The sequence below is a fragment of the Magnetospirillum fulvum MGU-K5 genome (assembly GCF_000442515.1).
GTDB classification, from domain to species: Bacteria; Pseudomonadota; Alphaproteobacteria; order Rhodospirillales; family Magnetospirillaceae; genus Phaeospirillum; species Phaeospirillum fulvum_B.
On sequence record NZ_AQPH01000028.1, the window covers coordinates 20,473 to 41,006 of the forward strand.

The 20,534-nt window shown below is 67.4% G+C and carries 11 protein-coding genes and 1 pseudogene; all 12 read right to left on the reverse strand.

Features of this window, described 5'->3' with window-relative positions; translation table 11 throughout:
* Positions 1–74 precede the first annotated feature (74 nt).
* Positions 75–623, reverse strand: coding sequence for a GNAT family N-acetyltransferase (locus K678_RS08890; RefSeq protein ID WP_021132127.1), 549 nt, complete (start codon positions 621–623; stop codon positions 75–77).
* The gene (locus tag K678_RS08895) at positions 623–925 is read right to left on the reverse strand and encodes a type II toxin-antitoxin system TacA family antitoxin (RefSeq protein ID WP_021132128.1); all 303 of its coding nucleotides are present in this window, start codon (positions 923–925) and stop codon (positions 623–625) included. The genes K678_RS08890 and K678_RS08895 overlap by 1 nt, the downstream gene beginning before the upstream one ends.
* A 197-nt stretch (positions 926–1,122) precedes the next feature.
* On the reverse strand, positions 1,123–2,382 hold the full coding sequence (locus K678_RS08900) for an MFS transporter (RefSeq protein ID WP_021132129.1): 1,260 nt from the start codon (positions 2,380–2,382) through the stop codon (positions 1,123–1,125).
* An 11-nt stretch (positions 2,383–2,393) separates the two neighbouring features.
* Entirely contained in the window at positions 2,394–4,547 is a 2,154-nt protein-coding gene (locus K678_RS08905) for a TonB-dependent receptor (RefSeq protein ID WP_021132130.1), read from the reverse strand.
* Between the two features lie 74 nt (positions 4,548–4,621).
* Positions 4,622–11,203, reverse strand: a complete 6,582-nt coding sequence (locus K678_RS08910) for a non-ribosomal peptide synthetase (protein ID WP_021132131.1) — start codon at positions 11,201–11,203, stop codon at positions 4,622–4,624.
* Positions 11,200–14,184 carry a salicylate synthase gene (locus K678_RS19755; RefSeq protein WP_021132132.1) on the reverse strand — a complete coding sequence of 995 codons (2,985 nt, stop codon included), beginning with the start codon at positions 14,182–14,184 and terminating at the stop codon, positions 11,200–11,202. Before K678_RS19755 ends, K678_RS08910 begins: the two co-directional genes overlap by 4 nt.
* Before the next feature lie 226 nt (positions 14,185–14,410).
* Positions 14,411–15,193: a helix-turn-helix transcriptional regulator gene (locus K678_RS08920; protein ID WP_039852600.1), complete on the reverse strand. Its 783-nt coding sequence runs from the start codon at positions 15,191–15,193 to the stop codon at positions 14,411–14,413.
* 200 nt (positions 15,194–15,393) lie between these two features.
* Positions 15,394–16,125, reverse strand: coding sequence for a VOC family protein (locus K678_RS08925; RefSeq protein ID WP_021132134.1), 732 nt, complete (start codon positions 16,123–16,125; stop codon positions 15,394–15,396).
* Positions 16,126–16,165: 40 nt separating this feature from the next.
* Positions 16,166–17,269 (reverse strand): Gfo/Idh/MocA family oxidoreductase, encoded by a 1,104-nt coding sequence (locus K678_RS08930; protein ID WP_021132135.1) that lies wholly within the window; start codon positions 17,267–17,269, stop codon positions 16,166–16,168.
* Positions 17,266–19,032 (reverse strand): class I SAM-dependent methyltransferase, encoded by a 1,767-nt coding sequence (locus K678_RS17705; RefSeq protein WP_021132136.1) that lies wholly within the window; start codon positions 19,030–19,032, stop codon positions 17,266–17,268. The genes K678_RS08930 and K678_RS17705 overlap by 4 nt, the downstream gene beginning before the upstream one ends.
* Positions 19,029–20,171, reverse strand: coding sequence for a class I SAM-dependent methyltransferase (locus tag K678_RS08940; protein WP_021132137.1), 1,143 nt, complete (start codon positions 20,169–20,171; stop codon positions 19,029–19,031). Before K678_RS08940 ends, K678_RS17705 begins: the two co-directional genes overlap by 4 nt.
* Positions 20,168–20,534: pseudogene (locus K678_RS19045) on the reverse strand (hypothetical protein); the annotation flags it as partial. The gene K678_RS08940 and the pseudogene K678_RS19045, both read right to left, overlap by 4 nt.

Here is a 20,534-nt window from a genome sequence, read left to right on the forward strand (position 1 = left end):
CGTTCATGGTGAAATCCTATTCGCGGGTGGATGATCCACCCGCGATGTTGCCCCTGGGTCCGATGACGCCCAGGTTAATATCCGGAAAAGACGCAGTGAATGGATTCGATCGGCATGATCAGGACGCGCGGCCCCAGCGGGGAGGGGATGAATCCGAGCCGTCGGTAGAATTCGACCGCCCCGTCGTCGATGGCATGCACGATCACGGCGCGGACCCCGGCGATGTCCGAGGCGGCGAGGCAGCGGCGCAAAGCGTCCGACACCAGGGCGCTGCCCAGACCTGTTCCCTGCCACGCCTGATCGATGGCAAGGCGGCCGATCAGCAGCAGCGGGATTTCGTCGGGCGTTCCCGACCGAAGCTTTGCGCTGGGTAGAACGAGCCGTTGCTCCATCGCGGTGGACAGCGCGTAATAGCCGACCACTCTCGCCGGATGGTCGGCGTCGCAGACGACGTAGGTCCGGGCCGAAAGGCCTTCGCTGGCAAGCGCCCGACGTTTCAGCCAATCGTCCAGGGGCTGATGCCGACCATTTTGGAACGCGGTCAGATCGTGGTTTGGGGTCAAACGCTCTGGCGAACGAACCCGCCGGGCCGGATTGCGTTCGGATGCCTCCTCTTCCGGCATCACCGCTCCCAGGGAGCCGGGCGGGTCAGGATCTGACGGATTTCGTCGCTTGGCACGGCGGGGGCGTCAAGGATCGCCAGGAACTGCTCGTGCGCGTCGGGTTCCAGAAAGAATACTCGCTGATCCAGCAACGTTTCCTCGGCCTGACGGCGGGCGCTGTCCAGCATGAATTCCGACAATTTCTGTCCCCGCAACACGGCCGCCCGGTTCAGCAGGGCCTTGGTCTCGGACGAGGTGCGGATCTGGATCACGTCGCCCTTGCGGGAGAGACTTCTTCCGGTGTGCGGTTTGGCCGACGTCATCAGGCACCTTCCTCTCTGACCGTAACCCTATCAGGACTGTACTGACATCTTCAATACATTACCGGCCTCAGGATCGAGGCGATCGCGGCGGCCAGGCCCGGAACAGTCCCGGGGAGCCGCCTGCATGAGGGAGGCAGAGCAGCCGTGCCGCCGGTTCGGGGCCGGGACGGGGACGGCGCAGCCATCCCCGCCGCTGTTCAGCGTTTACCTGACCTCTCCCACCACCGCTGCCGCCGATACCGGGGCGTGATCGTCATCGTGCTGGCGTCAGGCCGATAGCGCAGCGATAGGAGTGCCGCCAGCAGCCCGGCCAGCACTGCCAGCCCGAGTACCCCGCTATAGCCGATCTGGCCGGCTAAAGCGGCTGCGCCCGACATCGTTGCCATCGCGAATAGCATGTTCAGGCTGTACTGAACGGTGTAATCGGTGGCCGGGCGGTCGGGTGAGGCATGGTCCATCATCAGGGTGGACAGGACCGTCGCCGCCGGATTGTAAAGCAGGAAATACAGCAAGACGGCGGTGGTAACGCTGAAGGTTCCCGTCAGGCCGAACACCGGCAGGGCGAGGGCTGCGATGCCGAGAATTTGCAGCAGGGCGGCCCAGATCATTCCGCGCCGTCGGCCCAGCCGGGGCAGCAGCCAGCCGGTAATCATCGCCGCCGCCATTCCGGCCAGCGAGCCGAGCACGTTGACGGCGAAGCCGATCCGGTCCATCTCCCAACCGGCATCAACCAGGATCGGGATGATCAGGGCGTAGGCCAGGCTGCTGCCGATCGGATAGAGCAGCAGCAGCAGCAGCCACAGCCGCCCGCCCGGCTGGTTCCAGAAAGCGGCGACGGAACGGAACAGATTGGCCCCGACGGTGGGGACGATGGCCCATTTCGGCTCGCGGTACCACAGCAATTGAAGCAGCGAGATGGAGGTCCCGGCAGCGAGGAGCAGCAGGCTGCCCTGCCAGCCGAGATAGGGATAGGTAATCAAAACCACACCGCCGCCCAGCATGTTGCCGAACAGGTTGCCGGCAATCTGGATGCCGTTGCCGAAGCCGCGATCGGACGGTGCCAGCAATCGGCAGGCTAGGCCATCGACGGCGATGTCCTGCGAGGCCGACAGCACCGCCACCGCCAACCCAAGCAAATAGATGGTCCAGAACTCGCCGATCACGTCGAACCGTCCCATCGCCGCGAGGGTCAGGGCCAGCCCGGTTTGGGTCAGCAGCAGCCAGACCCGGTAATGTCCCCAGCGGCCGAACCGGATACGGTCGACCAGCGGCGCCCACAGGAATTTCAGCGGCCAGACCAGCCCCAGCATGTAGATCAGGCCGATCTGGTCGAGGCTGCCGCCCTGGTCGCGCAGGATCGCCACCAGGGCGACCACCAGGAAGCCGAGCCCGAGATATTGGGTGGTGTAGAGGCTGGTCAGCAGCCACCACGTCGCCGACGTCGTCTTGCGCTCCATCCGCGCTCTCCTCAGAATTTGTAGCTGGTGCCGAGACCGAGGGTGCGGCCGCGCGCGAGATTGCCGTAGGTCACGCCGGGATAGGACGAGTCGCCATAGCCATAGAGGTCGTAACGGTCGTTCAGCAGATTGTCGGCCCAGGCATAGATTTCGGCGCTGGCGACCATCAGGCCGAGATGCAAATCAAGCTTGCCGTAGGGGGCGAGGTTGAAGTGGTTCTGTACGTCGGCGGGGCGGCTGTCGGACACCCGATAGCTGATCCGGGCGTTGATCGCCGGGTCAGGCAGGCCGAGGAAATCGGGCAGATCCTTGATATAGGACAGGGCCAGATTGCCGCTCCAGCGCGCCACGTCGGGAACCCGGTTCCCGGCGGCGACGTCGCCGCCGCTGACCCCGCTGGCATCGGAGGTGATCTGGGCAAGGGTGTAGGTGACCCCGCCCGACAAGGCGAGGCCGTTGTCGAACCGCCACGTCCCTTCCAGTTCCGCACCCTTGCTTTCGGTGTCGGCGTTCAGCACCGAGGTGACGAAGGTGGTGCTGTTATAGCTCATCATGTGGTCGTTCTTAACCCGGGTCAGGAACAGAGCGCCGTTCAGGGTATAGGGCTGGCGGGCGGGCTCGGACTTGAAGCCGACCTCATAGGATTGCACCGTCGCCGCCTTGTAGGGGACGCCGTCGGCGATCTGAGAAGCGTAATCGTTGAAGCCGGACGATTTGTAACCGCGCGACACCGTGCCATAGAGGTTGGTGGCCGCCGTCACCGCATAGGACAGGCCCGCGCGGCCGGTCATGTAATTGGCATAGACCCCGCGCTGGTCGGTGCTGTGGTCTCCGGCGGCGGTGACATAGTCGGCGTCATAGCTTTTCCAGTCCCAGGAATGGCGTAGGCCGCCGGTGATCTTCAGCGCGTCGGTCAGCGGATAGGTCATCTCGCCGAACAGGCCCGCGCTGTCGGAGGAGAAACGGCGCTTGGCGTGGCGCGCCCCTTGAGAGACATAGGCGCTGTCGAACGAGCGGTTGGAATGGCTGACATTGAGGCCGGAGACCCAGAACACTTTGGCTCCGGGCAGCGAGGTCAGGCGCAGTTCCTGGCTATAGGCCTGTTCGAACGCGGAATCGCGGACCAGCATCTCCATCGGGAAGCCGAACATCGCCTTGGTCAGGTCGCGATCATAGGCCTTCCAGCCGATGAAATTGGTGGTGGTCGCCGCCGTCACCGAGGTCAGCCGACTGGCGCTCAGATCGTGGTTGACCTCAAGCGAGGTGCGGCTGTTGCTCTTGCGGTTTTCGTCAAAGGTACCGGGCGTGATGTTGAGCGCGGGATGATCGCCATAGGGGCGCAGCATCATGTTGTTGACGCCGCCGGTGCCGCGTTCTCCTTCCGCCGTCAGCAGGGCGTCGGTCCCGGTCCCGCGATCCCACAACAGGCTGCCGCGAACCGCGAGGTTGGTCATTTGGGTCAGCGGCTTGCCGTCCTCGGCATTATTCACCCAATAATCGGCCCCGGTGCGGCGGACGGCGATGCGGGCGGCGAGGGTGTCGCTGACCGGGCCGCCGATCGCACCTTCCTCCAGATTTTGCATCTGCTGGCCGATTTCGCCTCGGACATAGCCTTCCATCACCCGGCCCGGCTTGCGGGTGGTGATGTTGATCGCGCCCGCCTCGCTGCTGCGGCCGAACAGGGTGCCCTGCGGTCCCTTCAGCACCTCGACCTGATCGACGTCGAGCGTGCCGAGTGACAGGTTGCGTGACGACATCGAGACGCCATCGACGTTCAGCACAACCGAATTGTCGTCCATGTTCATCTGATAGAGCGAGCCGACGCCACGGATACGGACGTTGTAATCATTGGGGCCGCCCGATGAATTGACGCTGACCCCTGTGACGTTGCGAAGCGCCTCATCGACCGTTTGCATCCGCCCGGTTTCGATCGAGTCGCCATCGATCACGGCCAGCCCGAACGGAACGTCCTTGGCTTTTTCCTCACCACGCCGGGCGGTTACCGTCACCGCCGGTAGCGCCACCGCCGCGCTGTCTTCGCCGATTGTCGTACTTGCGGCCTCCTCGGCCCATGCCAAGGAGGGGAGGGGAAGCTGTACCGACAGGGTAAGCGACAGGGTCAGCGCGCTGAATCGCGCCCGAGTGGAACCGTGGTTAAACTGCATGGTCTTGCACCGACATTGAAAGGCCCTCTTCTTTTGATTGTCATTCGGGGCGACGGGACCGGCCCGTCTATGGTTCAGATCGCGCCCATTTCAAATGGTTCCGCCGCTTCCGCCCTGGGGACGGCCGTGGGGCGACCATGGGCAAGATGTTCGCTCAGGCCTGCGGCGAATCCGGCCAAGGTCGGGTTGGCGAACAACAGCCGCAGCGGTGCAGGCGTGGGTGTCAGGCCATCGCGACACAGCCGCTCGACGATACGGGTGGCGCGGAGGCTGTCGCCGCCGAGCAGGAAGAAATCGTCGTCGCGGCCGACATGCGGCTGGTCGAGAATCTCGGCCCAGACCGCAGCCAGTGCGGTTTCGAATTGGCCGCGCGGGGCGGATACCCCGGTTGGACGGGCACTCGCCGTGAACCAAGCTTGCACCGCGGCACGATCGACCTTGCCGTTGGCTGAAAGCGGGAGCCGATCAATCGCTTCGAGACGGGAGGGGATCATGTATTCGGGCAGGCGGTCGGCTAGACCAGCCCGCAGCCGAGCCTCGATTTCATTGACGCTGGCCGGATCGGGATCGAACACCACCGCCGCCGCGAGTGCGTGGGGTGTGTCGAGCAGGACCGCGACGGCGTGGCGGACGTTGGGCAGGGAATGCAATGCCGCTTCGATCTCGCCCAGTTCGATGCGGTGGCCGCGCAGCTTGATCTGGTGGTCGTGACGGCCGAGGAATTCAAGCAGCCCGCTGGGGCGGAAACGACCGAGATCGCCGGTGCGGTACCAGCGCCGACCGGCCTGGGTGACGAAACGTTCGGAGGTCAACGCCGGGGCACCGCGATAGCCGACCGCCAGCCCGGCCCCGCCGATCCACAATTCACCCGGCACCCAATCGGGGCAATCCTGTCCGAGTGCGCCGACCACTCGGTAGGCTTGGTTGGGTAGGGGAACGCCATAGGGGATCGAGGGCCATCCGGCGGGGGCCACACCCTCTACCTCGAATTGGTTGGACCAGATCGCCGCCTCGGTCGCGCCGCCGAGCGCAGTGAATCGGCCGGAACCGGCGGTGGCGGCCGTCAGCCGGGGCGGCAGGTCTAGCCCGATCCAGTCGCCCGACAGCAGGGCCACCCGCAGCGGTAACGGCTCGACCGCGCGTTCGGCTGCCGTCAACAGCATGTCGAGCAGGACCGGCACGCTGTTCCACACAGTGACGCGGTGACGGCGGATCAGTTCCAACCAGGCCGTTGCCTCGCGCCGGTCTTCCTCTGACACGACGACGACCGCGCCACCGACACCGAGCAGTCCGAAGATGTCGTAGACCGACAGGTCGAAATCGAGCGCCGACACCGCCAGCACCCGGTCATCGGCACCGATGCCGTGCTGGCGGGTGACCGCGTCGATGGTATTGAGCGCGGCGCGGTGGGTGATCTCCACCCCTTTCGGCTCGCCGGTCGAGCCTGAGGTGAAGATGATGTATGCGCTCTCCTCGCCGTTGCCGAGGACCGGCCGCTCGAGTGGAACGCGGTCGGCGCTGCTGGCGACGGTGGCGGCGGTGACGATCTGGCGGATACCGGCGGTCGTCAGGATGCGCTGCCGCCGTGCCGATGGCTGATCGGGGCCGATCGGGACATAGCAGCCCCCGGCCGCCAGTACTCCCAGTACGGCCACGACCTGATCGGCACCGCGTGGCAGCGACACCGCGACCGGCTCGCCGCGTTCCACTCCTTCGGCGCGCAGTACGGCCGCCAGCCGCAGGGCACGCCCGGCGAGTTCGCCATAGCAAATCTCGTGTCCGCCGTCGAACAGCGCTGGCCGTTCCGGTCTGGCCCGAGCCAGATCAAAGAATGCCTGATGCAGCCCGCGTCCGGCTGGGGCGGCACGGGTCTCGACGTGGGCTTCGCGCCGTGTCCGCTGCCCGGTCGGCAGCAGATCGGGATCGGGCCGGTGCCACGCCGCCGGATCGACAGCCAGCTCTTCCAGCCAGCGGTGCTGCGCTGCGACCAGTTCGTCGATCAGGCCGGGGGGGAACAGCCCCTCCACCACATCCCAGGTCAGCCGCAGGTCACCGTCCAGTTCGTAAACCTGATGATCAAGCCACACCTGCGGGGTTTCGGAGAAGCCGCCTGCCGCCAACGCGGGGAAGCCGGTCGGGGGGGCGCGCAGCACCTCGTCGGCGAGACCGAGCGTGCTGGTGAACACCACCGGCAGGGCGGCAGCCCGGCCGAGGCGGCGGCCACGTTCGCGCTGGACCCAGATCGAGGAGACGGCGCGATGCTCCAGCACCTCGGCCAGTTCGTCCCGCACTCGCCGCGCCAAGGTCAGCAGGCTGTCGCCCGAACGAGGATGGACCGCCACCGGCGCCAGCGTGGTGAAATCGCCCAGTACCCGGTGGATATCGGGATGAACGTCGCGGCGGTCGAACAGGGTGAGGTTGAGGGTCAGCGCCTCGCCTCCGCTCCAATGGGCCAGGGTGGCGGCATAGACCGTCAGCAGCAATCCCGATGGGGTCAGGCCATGTTCACGCGCCCGCGCCCGCACGTCCTGCCAGCGTTCGGCCGACAGCCGGGTTTCATGACGGTGGAACCGCACCGGGGCGAGGGTGGTGGGGTCGGCTGCGAGCGGCAGGGCCGGGGATGGTGGCAGATCGTCGAACCGGGCGCGCCAATAGGCCTGGGCGCGTGCCACGTCCTCGGCGACAGGGCTGACCTGGAGGACATAATCGCGGAAGGATAGGCCAAGCGGCGGCAGGACGATGGCGGGGTCGCGCATCAGCGTCATCAACTCGCCCAACAACAGCTTGACGCTGAAACCGTCGAGCAGCAGGTAATCGATGGCGATGCCGAAGCGGCAGCGCCCTAGGCCATAGCTGATCGCGTGCAGGTCGAAGGGTGGCCCGTCGCCGCGTTCGGCCGCCCATTGATCCCACCATGCCCGCAAGTGCTGGCTGGCGGCGGCGGCATCGGCTCCGGGCAGTTCCTCGCACGTGACCGTCACCAGCGGGGATTCGGTGCGGATTCGTTGCCGTCCGTCGCTGGTCAGCACCGCGCGCAGCATCTCATGGCGGTCGACCAGCCGTGTCCAGGCTGCCGCGATCCGGTTCAGATCGACTGTTTCCCCGTCGAATTCCAGCGCGTAGGTGGTGCCGCACGCCAGCGGTAGGCCGGACTCCCGTCCGGTCAGGTATGCCTGCTGCACCTCGGTCAGCGGAAACGGTTCGGCGCGGTGGTCGATGTCGGGAAGAAGCGGGGCTGCGTCTCCCACCGGGCTGGCCTCGCTCAGGCCGGTGACGAAATCGGCCAGTACCGGCTGGGCGAACAGCAGCCGCAACGGCTGGTCGGCCGATAGGCCATGCTGGCCCAGCCGGGCCACCAGCCGGGTCGCCAGCAGGCTGTCGCCACCGAGCATGAAGAAATCGTCACGGCGGCGGACGCGTTCGAGCCCGAGCACCTCGCACCACAGGGCTGCGACCCGCTGTTCCGTCCCGGGGCGGGGCGGTTCGCCGACCTCGGGCCGGGTGGCGGCGGCCTCGGTCAGTAGAGCAGCAAGAGCTGCGCGGTCGACCTTGCCGTTTGCCGATAGCGGCAGCGCATCACGCGCCACGAGGGTGGTGGGGATCATTGCCTCGGGCAGCCGTTCGGCCAGACCGGCGCGGATCGTTGCCATCGCCTCGGCCGGAGCGTCCGGCTTCAGCACCAGCAGGGCGGCCAGGGCCGGTGGTCGGCCCACCGCCAGCGCAATCGCTTGGCGTATCTCGGGCAAGGCGTGCAATGCCGCTTCGATTTCGCCCAGTTCGATGCGGTGCCCCCGGATCTTGACCTGATGGTCCGCACGGCCGAGGAAGTCCAGCGTTCCATCCGGCACGTAGCGGCCGAGGTCGCCGGTGCGATACCAGCGCTGGCCATCGGCCTGGACGAAGCGTTGCGCCGTCAGCGCCGGATCGCCGCGATAGCCGGTGGCTAAGCCCGTGCCGCCGATCCACAATTCCCCCGTCACCCAGTCGGGGCAATCGCGCCCGCGCGGATCGACGACCCGGTAGCACTGGTTCTCCAGTGGGGTGCCATACGGGACCGACCGCCACGAACGCGGCGGTGTCGCGGGCACCTCCTGGGCGTTGGACCAGATCGCCGCTTCGGTCGCGCCACCCAGCGCGACCAGTCGGCCGGTGCTGGCCGTGGTGGCGGCGAGGCGTCCGGCGAGGTCGAGCCCGACCCAGTCGCCCGAGGCCAGCGCCAGCCGCAGCGGCAATACCGTTTCCGTCCCTTCTGCCGCCGTCAGCAGCATGTCGAGCAGCACCGGAACCGAATTCCACAGCGTCACCTGATGGCGGTGGATCAGATCGAGCCACGCGGTGGCGTCGCGCCGGTCCTCTTCTTCGACCATCACCACCGCCCCGCCGACTCCGAGCAGGCCGAAGATGTCGTAAACCGACAGATCGAAATCGAGCGCCGATACCGCCAGAACCCGGTCGGTCGGGCCGATCCGGTAACGGCGGTTGATGGCGTCGATCGTGTTGGCTGCGGCGCGGTGGGTGACCTCCACCCCCTTCGGCTCGCCGGTCGAGCCCGAGGTGAAGATGATGTAGGCGGGCGAATCCGGCGCGACATCGACCGGCCGGTCGAGCGGCGGGAGCCGGGTGGCGGCGGCGAGGTCGGTCGGCAGCAGGACATGGCGAATGTCGGCGGTGCGCTGGATACGGGCCTGCCGGGTCTGTGGCTGTCCTATCCCGACCGGGACGTAGCAGCCGCCCGCCGCCAGCACCCCCAGCACCGCGATCGCCTGGCCGATGCCGCGCGGCATCGTTACCATCACCGGGTCGCCCGGCCGCACCCCCCATTCCACCAGCAGGGCGGCGACCTGGAGGGCGTGGCGGGTCAGCGCACTGTAACTCAGCGTGCCCTGTCGCTCGATCAGTGCCACCTGCTCGGGCCTCTCCCGCGCCAGGGCGAATATCGGGTCGTGCAGCAGGTGCGGCGGCAAAGGCGAGGCGGTGGCGTTAACCGCCGCCCGCACCGCCCGTTGTTCTGTCGGCAGCGCTATCGCGACCGACTGCTCCCATGCTGCCGGAGTGGCGGCCAGGGTTTCGATGAGTTCGACATAGGCGGCGAACATCGCTGAGATCAGCCCCTCGGGGAACAGATCCTCAACCGCATCCCAGGTCAGCAGCAGCCCGCCTTCCAGTTCGTAAACCTGATGGTCGAGCCACACCTGCGGCGTCTGCGAGATCATGTGGCCGAGCCGACCGAGCACGGCAGATGCCTCTTCGCCGAGCAACGGGATGCCAAGATTGCAGGCGAACACCACCGGGGCGAAGCTCCGCTCCCCCGGTCGCAGTCGGGCGAGGTCGCGCTGCACCCGGACTCCGGAATAGCCCGCATGGGCGATGTCGGCGTGCAGTCCGGCCTGGAGGGTGCGGGCACGATCGGTGAACGTCTGGTCCGCGCCGCAATCGACCGCGAGCAGGAGCAGATTGGTGAAATCGGCGACAACCTCGCCTAGCGCCGGATCGCTCCCCTGGCGGTCGAACAATGGCAGGTTGAGCAGGAAGCGCGAGCTTGCGCTCCAGCGCGCCAGGATCTCGGCATAGGCGGTTGCCAATGTCAGCGCCGGGGTGAGGCGGTGGCAGGCGGCGTGGTTGCGTAGGTTTTCCCAGGCCGATGGACTCAGCCGGTGCTGATGGCGGCGAACGCGCGGCTGGGCGATCTCCTCCGGCTGCCGTCGCAGCGGTAGCGCCGGAGCACCGGGCCAATCAGCCAGCCGCCGCTGCCAATAGGCGCGGTCGGCGTCATGGTGAGCCGCCTTGCGTCGTTCCTCGTCTGCGAGATAGGCGGCGAAGCTCCATCCGGCCGGGGCTGGCGGCGCGGCATCGCGAGCATAGGCGGCGGCGAGGTCGCGCAGCAGAAGATGCAAGCTGTGGACGTCGGCGACCAGCAGATCGAGGTCGAAATGAATCCGGGTCGCCCCGCCCGGCAGCAGGCTCAGTTCCAGCCCGGCCACCTCGCCCATCTCGACGGCGAGGCGGCGGTGTGACAGGCGGTCTCGGGTAGCGGCGAGGGCCGCGTCCACGGCCTCGGGCGCGTTACCGCGCAGATCATGTACCGGTAGCGACGTAACGGCGTGATCAAGCGGGCCGATGCTCTGGCTGCCATCCTCGTGGAAGCGGGCGCGCAGCATGCCATGACTCTGCCGCACTCGCCCCCATGCCGCCGCCAGCCGGTTTGGATCGACATGACGGCCGTCCAGTTCTAGGTAGGCGTGACACCCGACTCCGCCGAGCGGCTGATCGTCGCGGCGGCCGATCCAATAAGCGTGCTGGACGTCAGTGAGGGCGAAGGGGGTGCCATCATCCGCGCCGTTGGCCGCGTTGGCTTCGGTTTCCTTGGTCGCAGTCGGGGCGGTGGCGCTGATCAGCGCCCACCACGCCGCCAGTGTCGGGCGCTCAATCAGGGTGGAGAAGGTGACGGCCACCCCGGCCTGACCCAGGCTGGCGACCAGTCGCATCACCTGAAGCGAATCCAGCCCGGCCTCGATCAGGTCGTCGTCGTCACCCAGCGCACGGCCGGGATTGGATAGCAGCGGCCGCACCTGGAGCCGCAGCCAATCGGGGGAGACAGGGGTGGACAACGAGGCGGCGGCCTTTGCCGACGCCCCCAGCGGGAGATCCTGTGTCATGCGCGGGCCTCTTCCAGGGCGTGGTCGTCTTCCTCTGCCGGTGCTGCGGCGATCAGATGGGGCGACACGCTGTTCAGCTTCTCGCAGGTTTCACGGAATTCCCGCTCCGGGGTGGAGAGGGCGACCAGCCCGGCTCCGGCCTGGAGCCATGCCCGGTCGCCCCGCCGATAGACAGTGCGCAGCACCAAGGCGGCATCGAGGGAACCGTCGGCATCGGCGATCATGACGCAACCGCTGTACAGCCCGCGCGGGCCGGGTTCGTGGCGGCCAATCGCCTCAATCGCCGGGCGTTTCGGGATGCCGGACGCGGTGACGGCCGGGAATAGGACGGCGAAGGCGTCCCAGGCGGTGCGTCCCGCCGTTAGCCGTCCCGCTACCCGTGAACCGAGATGTTGGACCGAGCCGCGCCGACACACTGACATGAAGTCGCAGACCTGAACCGAGCCGGGGACGCAGACCGAGTTCAGTTCCTCGCAGGCCAGCTTGACCGACACCGCGTGTTCGGCGATCTCCTTGGCGTCGCTAAGCAATTCGGCGCGCAGCCGGTCCTCTTCGGCCCGATCGCCGCCCATGGCACGGGTGCCTGCCAACGGCTGGGTGCTGACCGCGCCATCGGCGGCAACCTCGACCACTGTTTCCGGGCTGAAGCCGATTGCCGCGAAGCCATCACGCCGCAGGAGGAAGGAACGGGCCGGGGTGTTGGCCCGGCGGGCGACCAGATAGCTGGCGATCAGGTCGGGCGGGGTGGCCAGTTCGACCCGCCGCGACAGGATCACCTTCTGATAATGGCCCTGGTGGATCTCGGTGACAGCGGCGGCGACGCGGCGGCGATAGGGTTCGGCTTCGGCGGTTTCTACCTCGGCGACCTCAATCCGGGCGGTGGTGGGCCGGTGGGGCGCGGCCTTCAGTTCGAGCGCCTTCACTTGGCGGGCTAACGCGTCGAGGGTGGGCCGGTCGAGGCCGCGTAACAGGGCCCGTCCCTGGCTGAGGCGGATTTCGCTTTCAGGCAGGACCATATGCAGCAACGGCGCCGCATCGGCAGCCAGCGGCAAATCCTGGAACCGACGCGCCAGTTCGAACTGAGCGGTGCCATAGGCGCGCCAACCGGAGAACGGCAGCGCAGACAGCGCCTCGGTCATCAGGGCGGCGAGGTTCGGGCCGTCCCATCGCCGCACTTCGTCTCCATTGCGCACCACCAGACCATCGGCATCGGCCAGGATCTCTGCGGCGCGGCCGAGGCCGATCGACCATTCCCCGCCGCGTTCATAGATCATCAGCGCTTCGGCTGGATCGTTGGCGGCGATCCGCGCTGCCATGTCGAGCGGATCGCCAGCCAGCGCCACCTCCATCTCCAGATAAGGGCGGGGCGTGTCGCTCTGGCGGATCAGGGCCTGCTGCGCCAATTGCTTCTTGTCGATTTTGCCGATCGCGGTTAGCGGCCAGGAGCGGGCGAATGTGATTTGGTCGGGCCATTTATGGCGAGGCAGGCCGCGATCACGCAGGAAGGCGTGCAGTCGGTCGAGATCGGGCGGGTCTTCCGGCGCGATCAGCACCGCGCAACTGCGTTCGCCCAGCCGGGGGTCGGGCACCGCCACCACCGCCGCGTCGCGCACGGCGGGATGGGCGCGCAGATGCTGTTCGATTTCGGCGGCCGCGATCTTCTCGCCGCCACGGTTGATCTGGTCCTTGACCCGGCCTTCCACGACCAGATTGCCATCAGCGGTACGGCGGACGAGGTCGCCAGAGCGGAAAAAGCCGTCCGGGGTGAAGGCGGTGGCGTTGACCGCCTCGGCCCGGAAATAGCCGCGGATAGTGTATGGCCCCCGTGTCAGCAACTCGCCGGTTTCGCCCGGCGTCACGTCGCGACCCTCGGTATCGACGATCCGCACCTCATCGTCCGGGCTGAGTGGGCGGCCCTGAGTGGCCAGGGTCACGGTGTCGGGATCGTCCAGCCGGGTGTAGCACAATAGCCCCTCGGCCATGCCGAACACCTGCTGGATCGGGCATCCTAGAGCGGTGCGGATATCCGCTGCCGCCGTCGGCTCCAACCGGGCCCCGCCGATCTGGAGCAGGGTCAGGCTGGAGAGATTTTCCTGGTTCCAAGCGCGGGCAGACGCCCACAGCCGGGCTAACGCAGGGACCAGGGCGGTGTGGGTGACGCCTTCGATGGCGATCAGTGGAAACGCTTCGTCGAAGCCGGGCGTGCGGGCCAGAACCACCCGGCCGCCTTGGCCGAGGGTGCCGAGCAGGCCAGGGCAACATAATGGGAAATTGTGTGCCAGCGGGAGCGCGGCCAGGGTCACGCTGTCGGGACCGATCCTGCATATTTCCGCCGAAGCACGAGCGGCGTAGGCGTAATCGGCATGGGTGCGAGGAATCAGTTTGGGGGTGCCGGTGGTGCCGCCGGATTGGAGCAGCAGGGCGACGTCGCGATGGCTGGGACCGGTGAAGACACGCGCCGCCGGGCGCTCGATCCCCTCCAGCGTCAGATGCCCTCTGCCCGGCGCGCCATCGACGATCAGCAGGCGCAGCGCGGGGTGGCGGGCGGCAACCTGCTCGGCCATCTGCCGGTAGTCGAAGCCGAGGAAGCGGTCCGGCAGCAGATAGGCGACTGGCTCGGCCAACTGGCACAACGCGTCGATCTCGGCCACGCGCTGCGCTGGCATCGCCAGAACCGGCACCACGCCGAGGCGGAACAGGGCGAAGCAGGCGGTGACGAAGCCTATGCTGTTGGGCAATTGTACCAACACCCGGTCCCCGGCGGCGAGACCAAGGGCGTGGAACCCGGCTGCCAGCCGGTCGATCCGGGCGTCGAGTTCGGCATAGGACATTCGCCGCGCCCCATCGACCAGAGCGATGCGGGAGGAGAAGGAAGCGGCCCAGGCGTGGACATGCTGTCCCAGCGTTAGCGGCTGCCAATAGCCTTTCCGTTCGTACTGTTCTGCCAGATGATCCGGCCACGCATGAAAGGAGGGCTTCATCACAGATTCCTTTGCTCACCGGCGGGCATTAAAAGATAATGATTTTCATTATCAATTTGGTCGGAAGATTCCCCCCGAAACCGGGCGGAAAAATGCCCGGATCGGGATTATCTGCGTTTCACCAGTGTGGGAGGGGGCAAGGCAGGCCGCTCTCACCCCGATCAAGGGAGAGTCTAGGGCCGGGGGCCTGGGCGGGTGTGGGGGGAGCCCACACGTGCCTTCACGGTTAGTTGGTCAGGCCCTTGCGCTCGTGGCGGGGCAGGATTCCGAACTGCTTGCGGAAGGCGGTGCTGAAATGGCTGAGGTTGTTGTAGCCCAGCATCAGAGCGGTTTCGGTCACGCTGTGGCTGCGCAGCAATTGTCGGGCGTATTCCATCCGGTGCTGCTGGAACAGGGCGTAGATGCTTGAGCCGAACAGGGTTTTGAAACCCTGTTTCAGTTTGAGCTGGTTAAGGCCGATCTCACGCGCCAGTTCGGCGATGGTCGGGGCAGCGCTGAGGTCGCGCAACAGGCGGGCACGCGCCGCGATCAGCCGTTGCCGTTCGCGCGGCGGGATCGGGTCGGGCGCGCCGCCGCCGAGATGACCGGCGAGGAATTCGAGGGCGGCAGCGTATAAATAAAGACGCTGGCCTTGGGGTGCCTCGACATGTTCGGCGAGCCGCAGCGCGGCATCGATCATTCTCTGGCCTGGGGGGGTTCCCTGCATCACGAAGCCGCCGCTGATTTCGTCATCAAGGCCGGACCCATCGTCCCCGGTCAGTTCCGCCAGCGTTTCCGGCAACAGCATCAGATCGACATGGGCGTAATTCGGGCCATAATCGACCGAGAACCGTTCCCCCGGCGCGAACACCACATAGCCTTCGCCGATGTCGGGCGACAGATCGTGCCCCCGGACCTGGGTGCGGGATCGGTCCTTCAGCAGGCAGGTGAAATGGACATAGGGGCTGTTGTTGATCAGATCGGCGTGGGTTTCCTCCTGCCCGGTGCCGCGATACAGCGCGGCTGTCATCCCCGGCCTCAATTCGACGAAGCGGGCGTTGAGGCGGGGGAGTCGGCCGGTTCCATCCTCGAATAGGCTGTTATAATCGTCGTTACCGCCACCCCCGGACGCGCACCGGGAAGAACCATCCTGCTTCATCTTGTACGCAGCCCTTCAGCGAAAGCCATCCCCCTCGCCCTGATGAGGGGGATATTAAGTGCAAATCACTATCACTTGCAATTAGAACAAACGGCTGTCGCGGCAAGACCAGCTGATTGTTCTCGTGCCCGCCGGATCACAGCCCCGTGCAACAGAAGCGGGTCGAGTTCGTGATGCAGTCCGGCCAGTTCGACCGCTTTCACTCCAGTGACGGCGGCTGGTTCGAGTGCGAAGGTCGGGTCGTCGTCGACCAGCCGGGTCATAGCGGCCTCATCTCCTGCCGCCACTCCCAACCGGACCCGTGCGATCCCGCAGGCGCCGTTGCGATGGGTCTGGACGGTAGGATGCTGCGGTGGATCATAGGGGCTGACCAGGAAGGGCAGGCGGGGTTCGACCGGATAGGCGAACTGGAAACGGGTGCGCTGTCCGTCCGGCCGCCGCCGCACCCAGCGTACCGCCCGGCCGACTGCCAGCCCGTCGCGGCGGAGGTCGCGTAGCACGGGGTCCAACTCGGCGGAGGCGCTGACCACCGCCACGTCACAGAATCCTTCGCCATTGCCGCCCCAGCCTGCCATCCGACGTCCGGCGCCGCGTCCAGCGATCAGATCGATCAACCAACGGAAGGCGCCAGCATGGCCGGGGGTGGTGAGCAATTCGAGGATAGGACCTTGCGGGAACCAGACATGGGCATGACGGGCATCGCGGGCGTCGGTGGCGTATTCGACCTCGAAGCCGAGATGACGATAATCCCGCACCGCCCGATGCAGATCCTCGACCCAGACCAGGACATGACTGCACCGCATTCTTCGCTTCCTTCCAATGTCCGCGATCGTTGCGCGGTCTCTATTCGGCGGCTCGGACTGCCGCTTCCAGTTCATCGAGCGCCAGTGGCATCGGTTCGGTCGGGCGGATGATCTCAGGCAGGCCGATCCGTCCGGTCAGGTCGCGCCAGGCCATCGACACGTCGAGCGCCCACGACCCTTCCCGCTGCCGCGCCGCCTGATCATCGACGGCCCGCGCCAGCCCGCGCAGGGCGACCAGCACCGCTTCCGGCCAAGTCTGGGCGAACATCTGGTGAAAGCTGGCAGGCGTCTCCCCGCCCAGAATCGAGGTGCTGGCCACCGCCAGCCGCTCGGTACCGGGACCGTTCATCCGCAGTCGGCCGGTTGCGTCGCGTGGGGCATGCAGCCGGGGTGTCCACAGCACCGGCCCTTGGAGGTCGGCCAGGGTCAGCACTCCGGCGTCGCAGCCGAGTGCGACCCGGTACAGCACGAAGGAATGGTTGTCGGGGTCGTCGGGATGGACCTGATTCTGCACCCGTAGCGTCAGCGGCACTCCGCCGACCGTGCCAGCCAGGGTAAGGAATGGGGCCATGGGAGCGGGACGTAGTGGTGCATCGTGAAACGACCAGGGCCGCAGCCCCCCCACGGCCCGGCCGAGGATGTCGAGGAGGGGATAGGCCAACTGGCTGTTGCAGGCGGCGTCGAGGAAGCGCGGAGGATGATGTCGGCGCAGATGAGCGGCGGCGGCGAGGAACTGGCGCACGGCGCGGAGGTTGGGGTGCAGGGTGTTGACCGCGTAAGCGGTGTCGCCCAGTCGTGCCGCCTGGAGTCCGGCGGTGATCTCGGCGACATGAACCGGATGCTCCTGCAATACCGGGATGCCCCGCCGCAACAAGGCTTGGGCCAACTCTGCCCCAGCCCCGCCTGTTACGCCCGAGCGCACGACCACGCAGGCGAGGTCGATGTCGTTGGGCACTGCCGCGACCGAGGTGTAGAGCGGCACTCCGCGTTCTGTGGCGTGACGGCGGGATTCCTCGCTCCCCCGCGCCACGATTCCGGCCAGGGTGAATTCGTCAGGGGCCGAGGCGATGGCATCGAGATAGATCCTGCCGAAGGCCGTTCCTGCGACGACCACCCGCCGGGGCTTGGGCCGGGCCGGGCTCATGTCGGCTCCTCTCGCCCGGCCTGGGCGAGGAAAACGAGGTGTCCCAGCCGCGCCAGCGGATGATCGGGCCGGGGCAGGGTGGCAACCCGGTGCAGTCCGGCCCTGTCCAGCACCGCGTGCCATTGCGGCAGCGACAGGAAGGTCGCGTCGGTGTGGCGGCGGCCGTCGCGTGCCTCGGCCAGCATGAAGGCTTGCGAGGCCATCACCCACACTTCCTCGATCGTCGGCTCGGTCAGTACCAGCCAGCCGCCTGGGCGCAGCAATTCGCGCAGCCAGCTGACCGAGGCGTCGGTGTCGCGGGCAGCGTTGAGTGCTCCGCCAGCGATCACGACGTCGAATGAACCGGCGGCGTGGCCCTGGGCGATCGGGGGGAGGTCGATGTCGTACCGGCAGCGTCGGACGAAGGGATAGGCCGCGAGCCATCCCGCTTCCTGATCGAGGAAAAAGCGCGATACATCCGTGAACCAGTATTCCAGCGCGCAGCCGGTCGCGGCCAGTGCGGGCAACAGCGTTTCCGAGGTCGCCCCAGTGCCAGCCCCGACCTCCAGCAGCCGCAGCGGAGCTTGGCCGGACCAATCGGCGGCGATCCGGCTCACCATCGCTGCCGCCATTCGGTGCTGATAGCGGGCGGAGACGGGTTCGCGGTATAGAGCGCAGGCCAGATCGGTGCGGCCTTCTGGGAACAGCAGATGCACCGCCCGCACCTGACCGGCCATCAGGTCGGGCAGGCATTCGGTGTTGCTGCGGGCATAGGCGATGGTGCCGTTGCCGCCGGTGTCGATGCGCCAGTCTCGCTCCAGTCCATCCCAGGCCCGCGCCAGCGCGTCGTCGGTATAATCCTCTACCGCTGGTGCCGCCCGCCATCTCGCGCCGTCGCGGTGCAGCAGACCGTGTTCCTCCAGCACCCGCAGCCAGCGCCGGATCAGCGGCTGGTGCTCCTCTGCCACCTTGGCCCGGAGCAGGATCTCGGCCGTGTCGTGGCGCGCCTCGGGCCGGGTGAACAGACCGCGCCGCAGTAGCGCGTTCAGCATCGACAGCAGGGCCGTATAGCCCAGCCGCTCCACCGTGGCCACGGTGGCGGCGAAGTCGAATCCGGCCATATCTGTCTCGACCGCCGCTTCGGCCTCGGCCAGCCAATCCGTCGTCGAGGTGGCGAGGGGCAGGCCGATCAGGGGGATGTCGCGGTTGCGCCAGGGTGCGGTCTCGGTCGCGCTCAAGGTTCCAGCGTCATGTAATATGTGCCGCAGCGGGCCGAAATCGGCCAATGCCAGCGCCGGATGGTGCGATAGGGCGCGCAGCAGTGGGGCAGAGAGCGCGGCCACCTCGGTCGGGTTCTGTTCAAGCTGTCGCAGCGCCCGGCCGGGCGAGGAATCCGCTCCTGGCTGGTGGAGGACGTGGCCGCCGCTGCGCCAGCAGGCCAGCGCGGCATTGCCGCCAAATCCACTTAGCGGGGCAAGCAGTGTCAATCGGCTGCCGGGTGGAAAATGGTCGCTCAGAGAGCGGATTGCGGTTGCCTCCGGGGGCTGGCCGAGACGCAACGCCGCGAGCCGTGTCGGCAGAAGGGTCGGATCGTCGGCGGTGGCAGGCGGCCACGGCAGGCTGTCGCCGGGGTGGGAGTCCAGCCGGGCGGTGGCGCTGTCGCACAACGCGGCGAGGTCGGCACCGCTCCAGTTCCGTTCGCCCGAAGACAAAGCAGGACGTGAGCCCATTTGGCGGAGCGCGGTCAGGATCTGGTCGGGCAGGGATGGGGGGAGGGAGGTCATCGGGCACTCTGGGCGAGGAGGAGACATTGCCCGGCGGCGGCCAGGGGCGAGGCCGGGTTGGGTCGGGCGAGACACAGGGTGAAGTCGGCGGCGGCCAGTTGGTCGGCCCAGCCGGGCGCGTCGAGGAAGGCTTGACCGCATGGGCGTCGGTCGCGGCCGCCTGGGGGTGATCCACCCTGCGGCGGCGATAACAGGAATTGCATCGAGGTCAGGATCGCGTCGGTTTCGCGGATCGAATCGGTCAGGATCAGCCAGCCGTTCGGGGTCAGGCTGCGGTGTATCCAGCCCAGGGTCGCGCCCAGGTCGCGGGCGTTGTGCAGGACGTTGCCAGCCAGCACGATCTCAACCGAGCCCTGGGCAACACCCTGGGCCGCGAAGTCCTCGTCGATGTTGAGCGGGGCGCAGATCAGCCCCGGCGTGCCAGAGAAACGTCGTTCCGCCGCCACGGTGAACAAGCGCGATACGTCGGTGAAACGGTAGCTGGCAGCCGAGCCAGCCAAGGCCCGTAACGCCGCCGCCGTGGTCAGGCCAGCCCCGCCACCAAGTTCGAGGAGGCGAGATCGAGGCCGTCGGGCGGCCAGGGCCGCTGCTGCGGCGTTGAGGGCCGCTGTGAACAGATTATCCTGATAAGCGGCCAGTGCGGTCAGCACGTCACCATCGCGGAACAGCAGGTGTTGCAGGGTGATGTCGTCGCGGACCAGCGCCCCCAATCGTTCCAGTGCCGCTCGGTGCGCCGTTGCCATCGTGGGGGGGAAGCCCAGGGCGTGATAGGCCGGGTCCAGTCCGGCCGGGTCGATGCCGAACTGTGCTGGCGGAGCGATCCAGCCCAGGCCACCGTCTGCGTTCCGACTGAGCCAGCCACGTCGGATCAGCGCGGCCAGCCAGCGGTGCACCAGCCAGCCGTGGCGGGATGCCGTGCCCAGACCGGCGACGATTGCTTCGGTCCGGCGGGGCGGTCCCTCGGCAGGCAGGGCGCCACTCCTGGCGAGCAAGGCGGCGATCGCGCTCAGGCTGATCCGTTCGACCTGCTCCAGCCAGTCGGGCAAGGCGGCGATTGTCTCCGCCGTTGCCCCGCGTGCCGCCAGAGCCGCCGAGGCGGCCTGATCGGCGATCGCGGCCAGATCGTCTGGCTCTCTCACAATGTGCCCTCCTCGCAATCTGCCAGGGCAGAGATCGGGCCGTCGGTTTCGGTCAGGACGTCCACCGCTCCGCTCAACACAAGCCGGTCGATCGTCGCGTCGGGATCAAGGATATTGGCCGCGAAATGGCTGCCGGGCGGCACCGCATCGCGGGCGACGGCCGCGACGGTCAGCGCCGCCATCACTCCGGTCAGCGCGGCATTGCCGCTGCCGCGCAGCACGATGGTGCGGGTTGTCTGCCGCCCCTGGTACAGGCCGTCGAGTTGCAGCAGATGCAGCACAAAGCGGGGCTGTCCGCTCAGGTCGAGCTGGCTGGCCTCGCGCAGCAGCCGGGCGCCTGCCTCCGGAGCCAGTCCGGGAGCC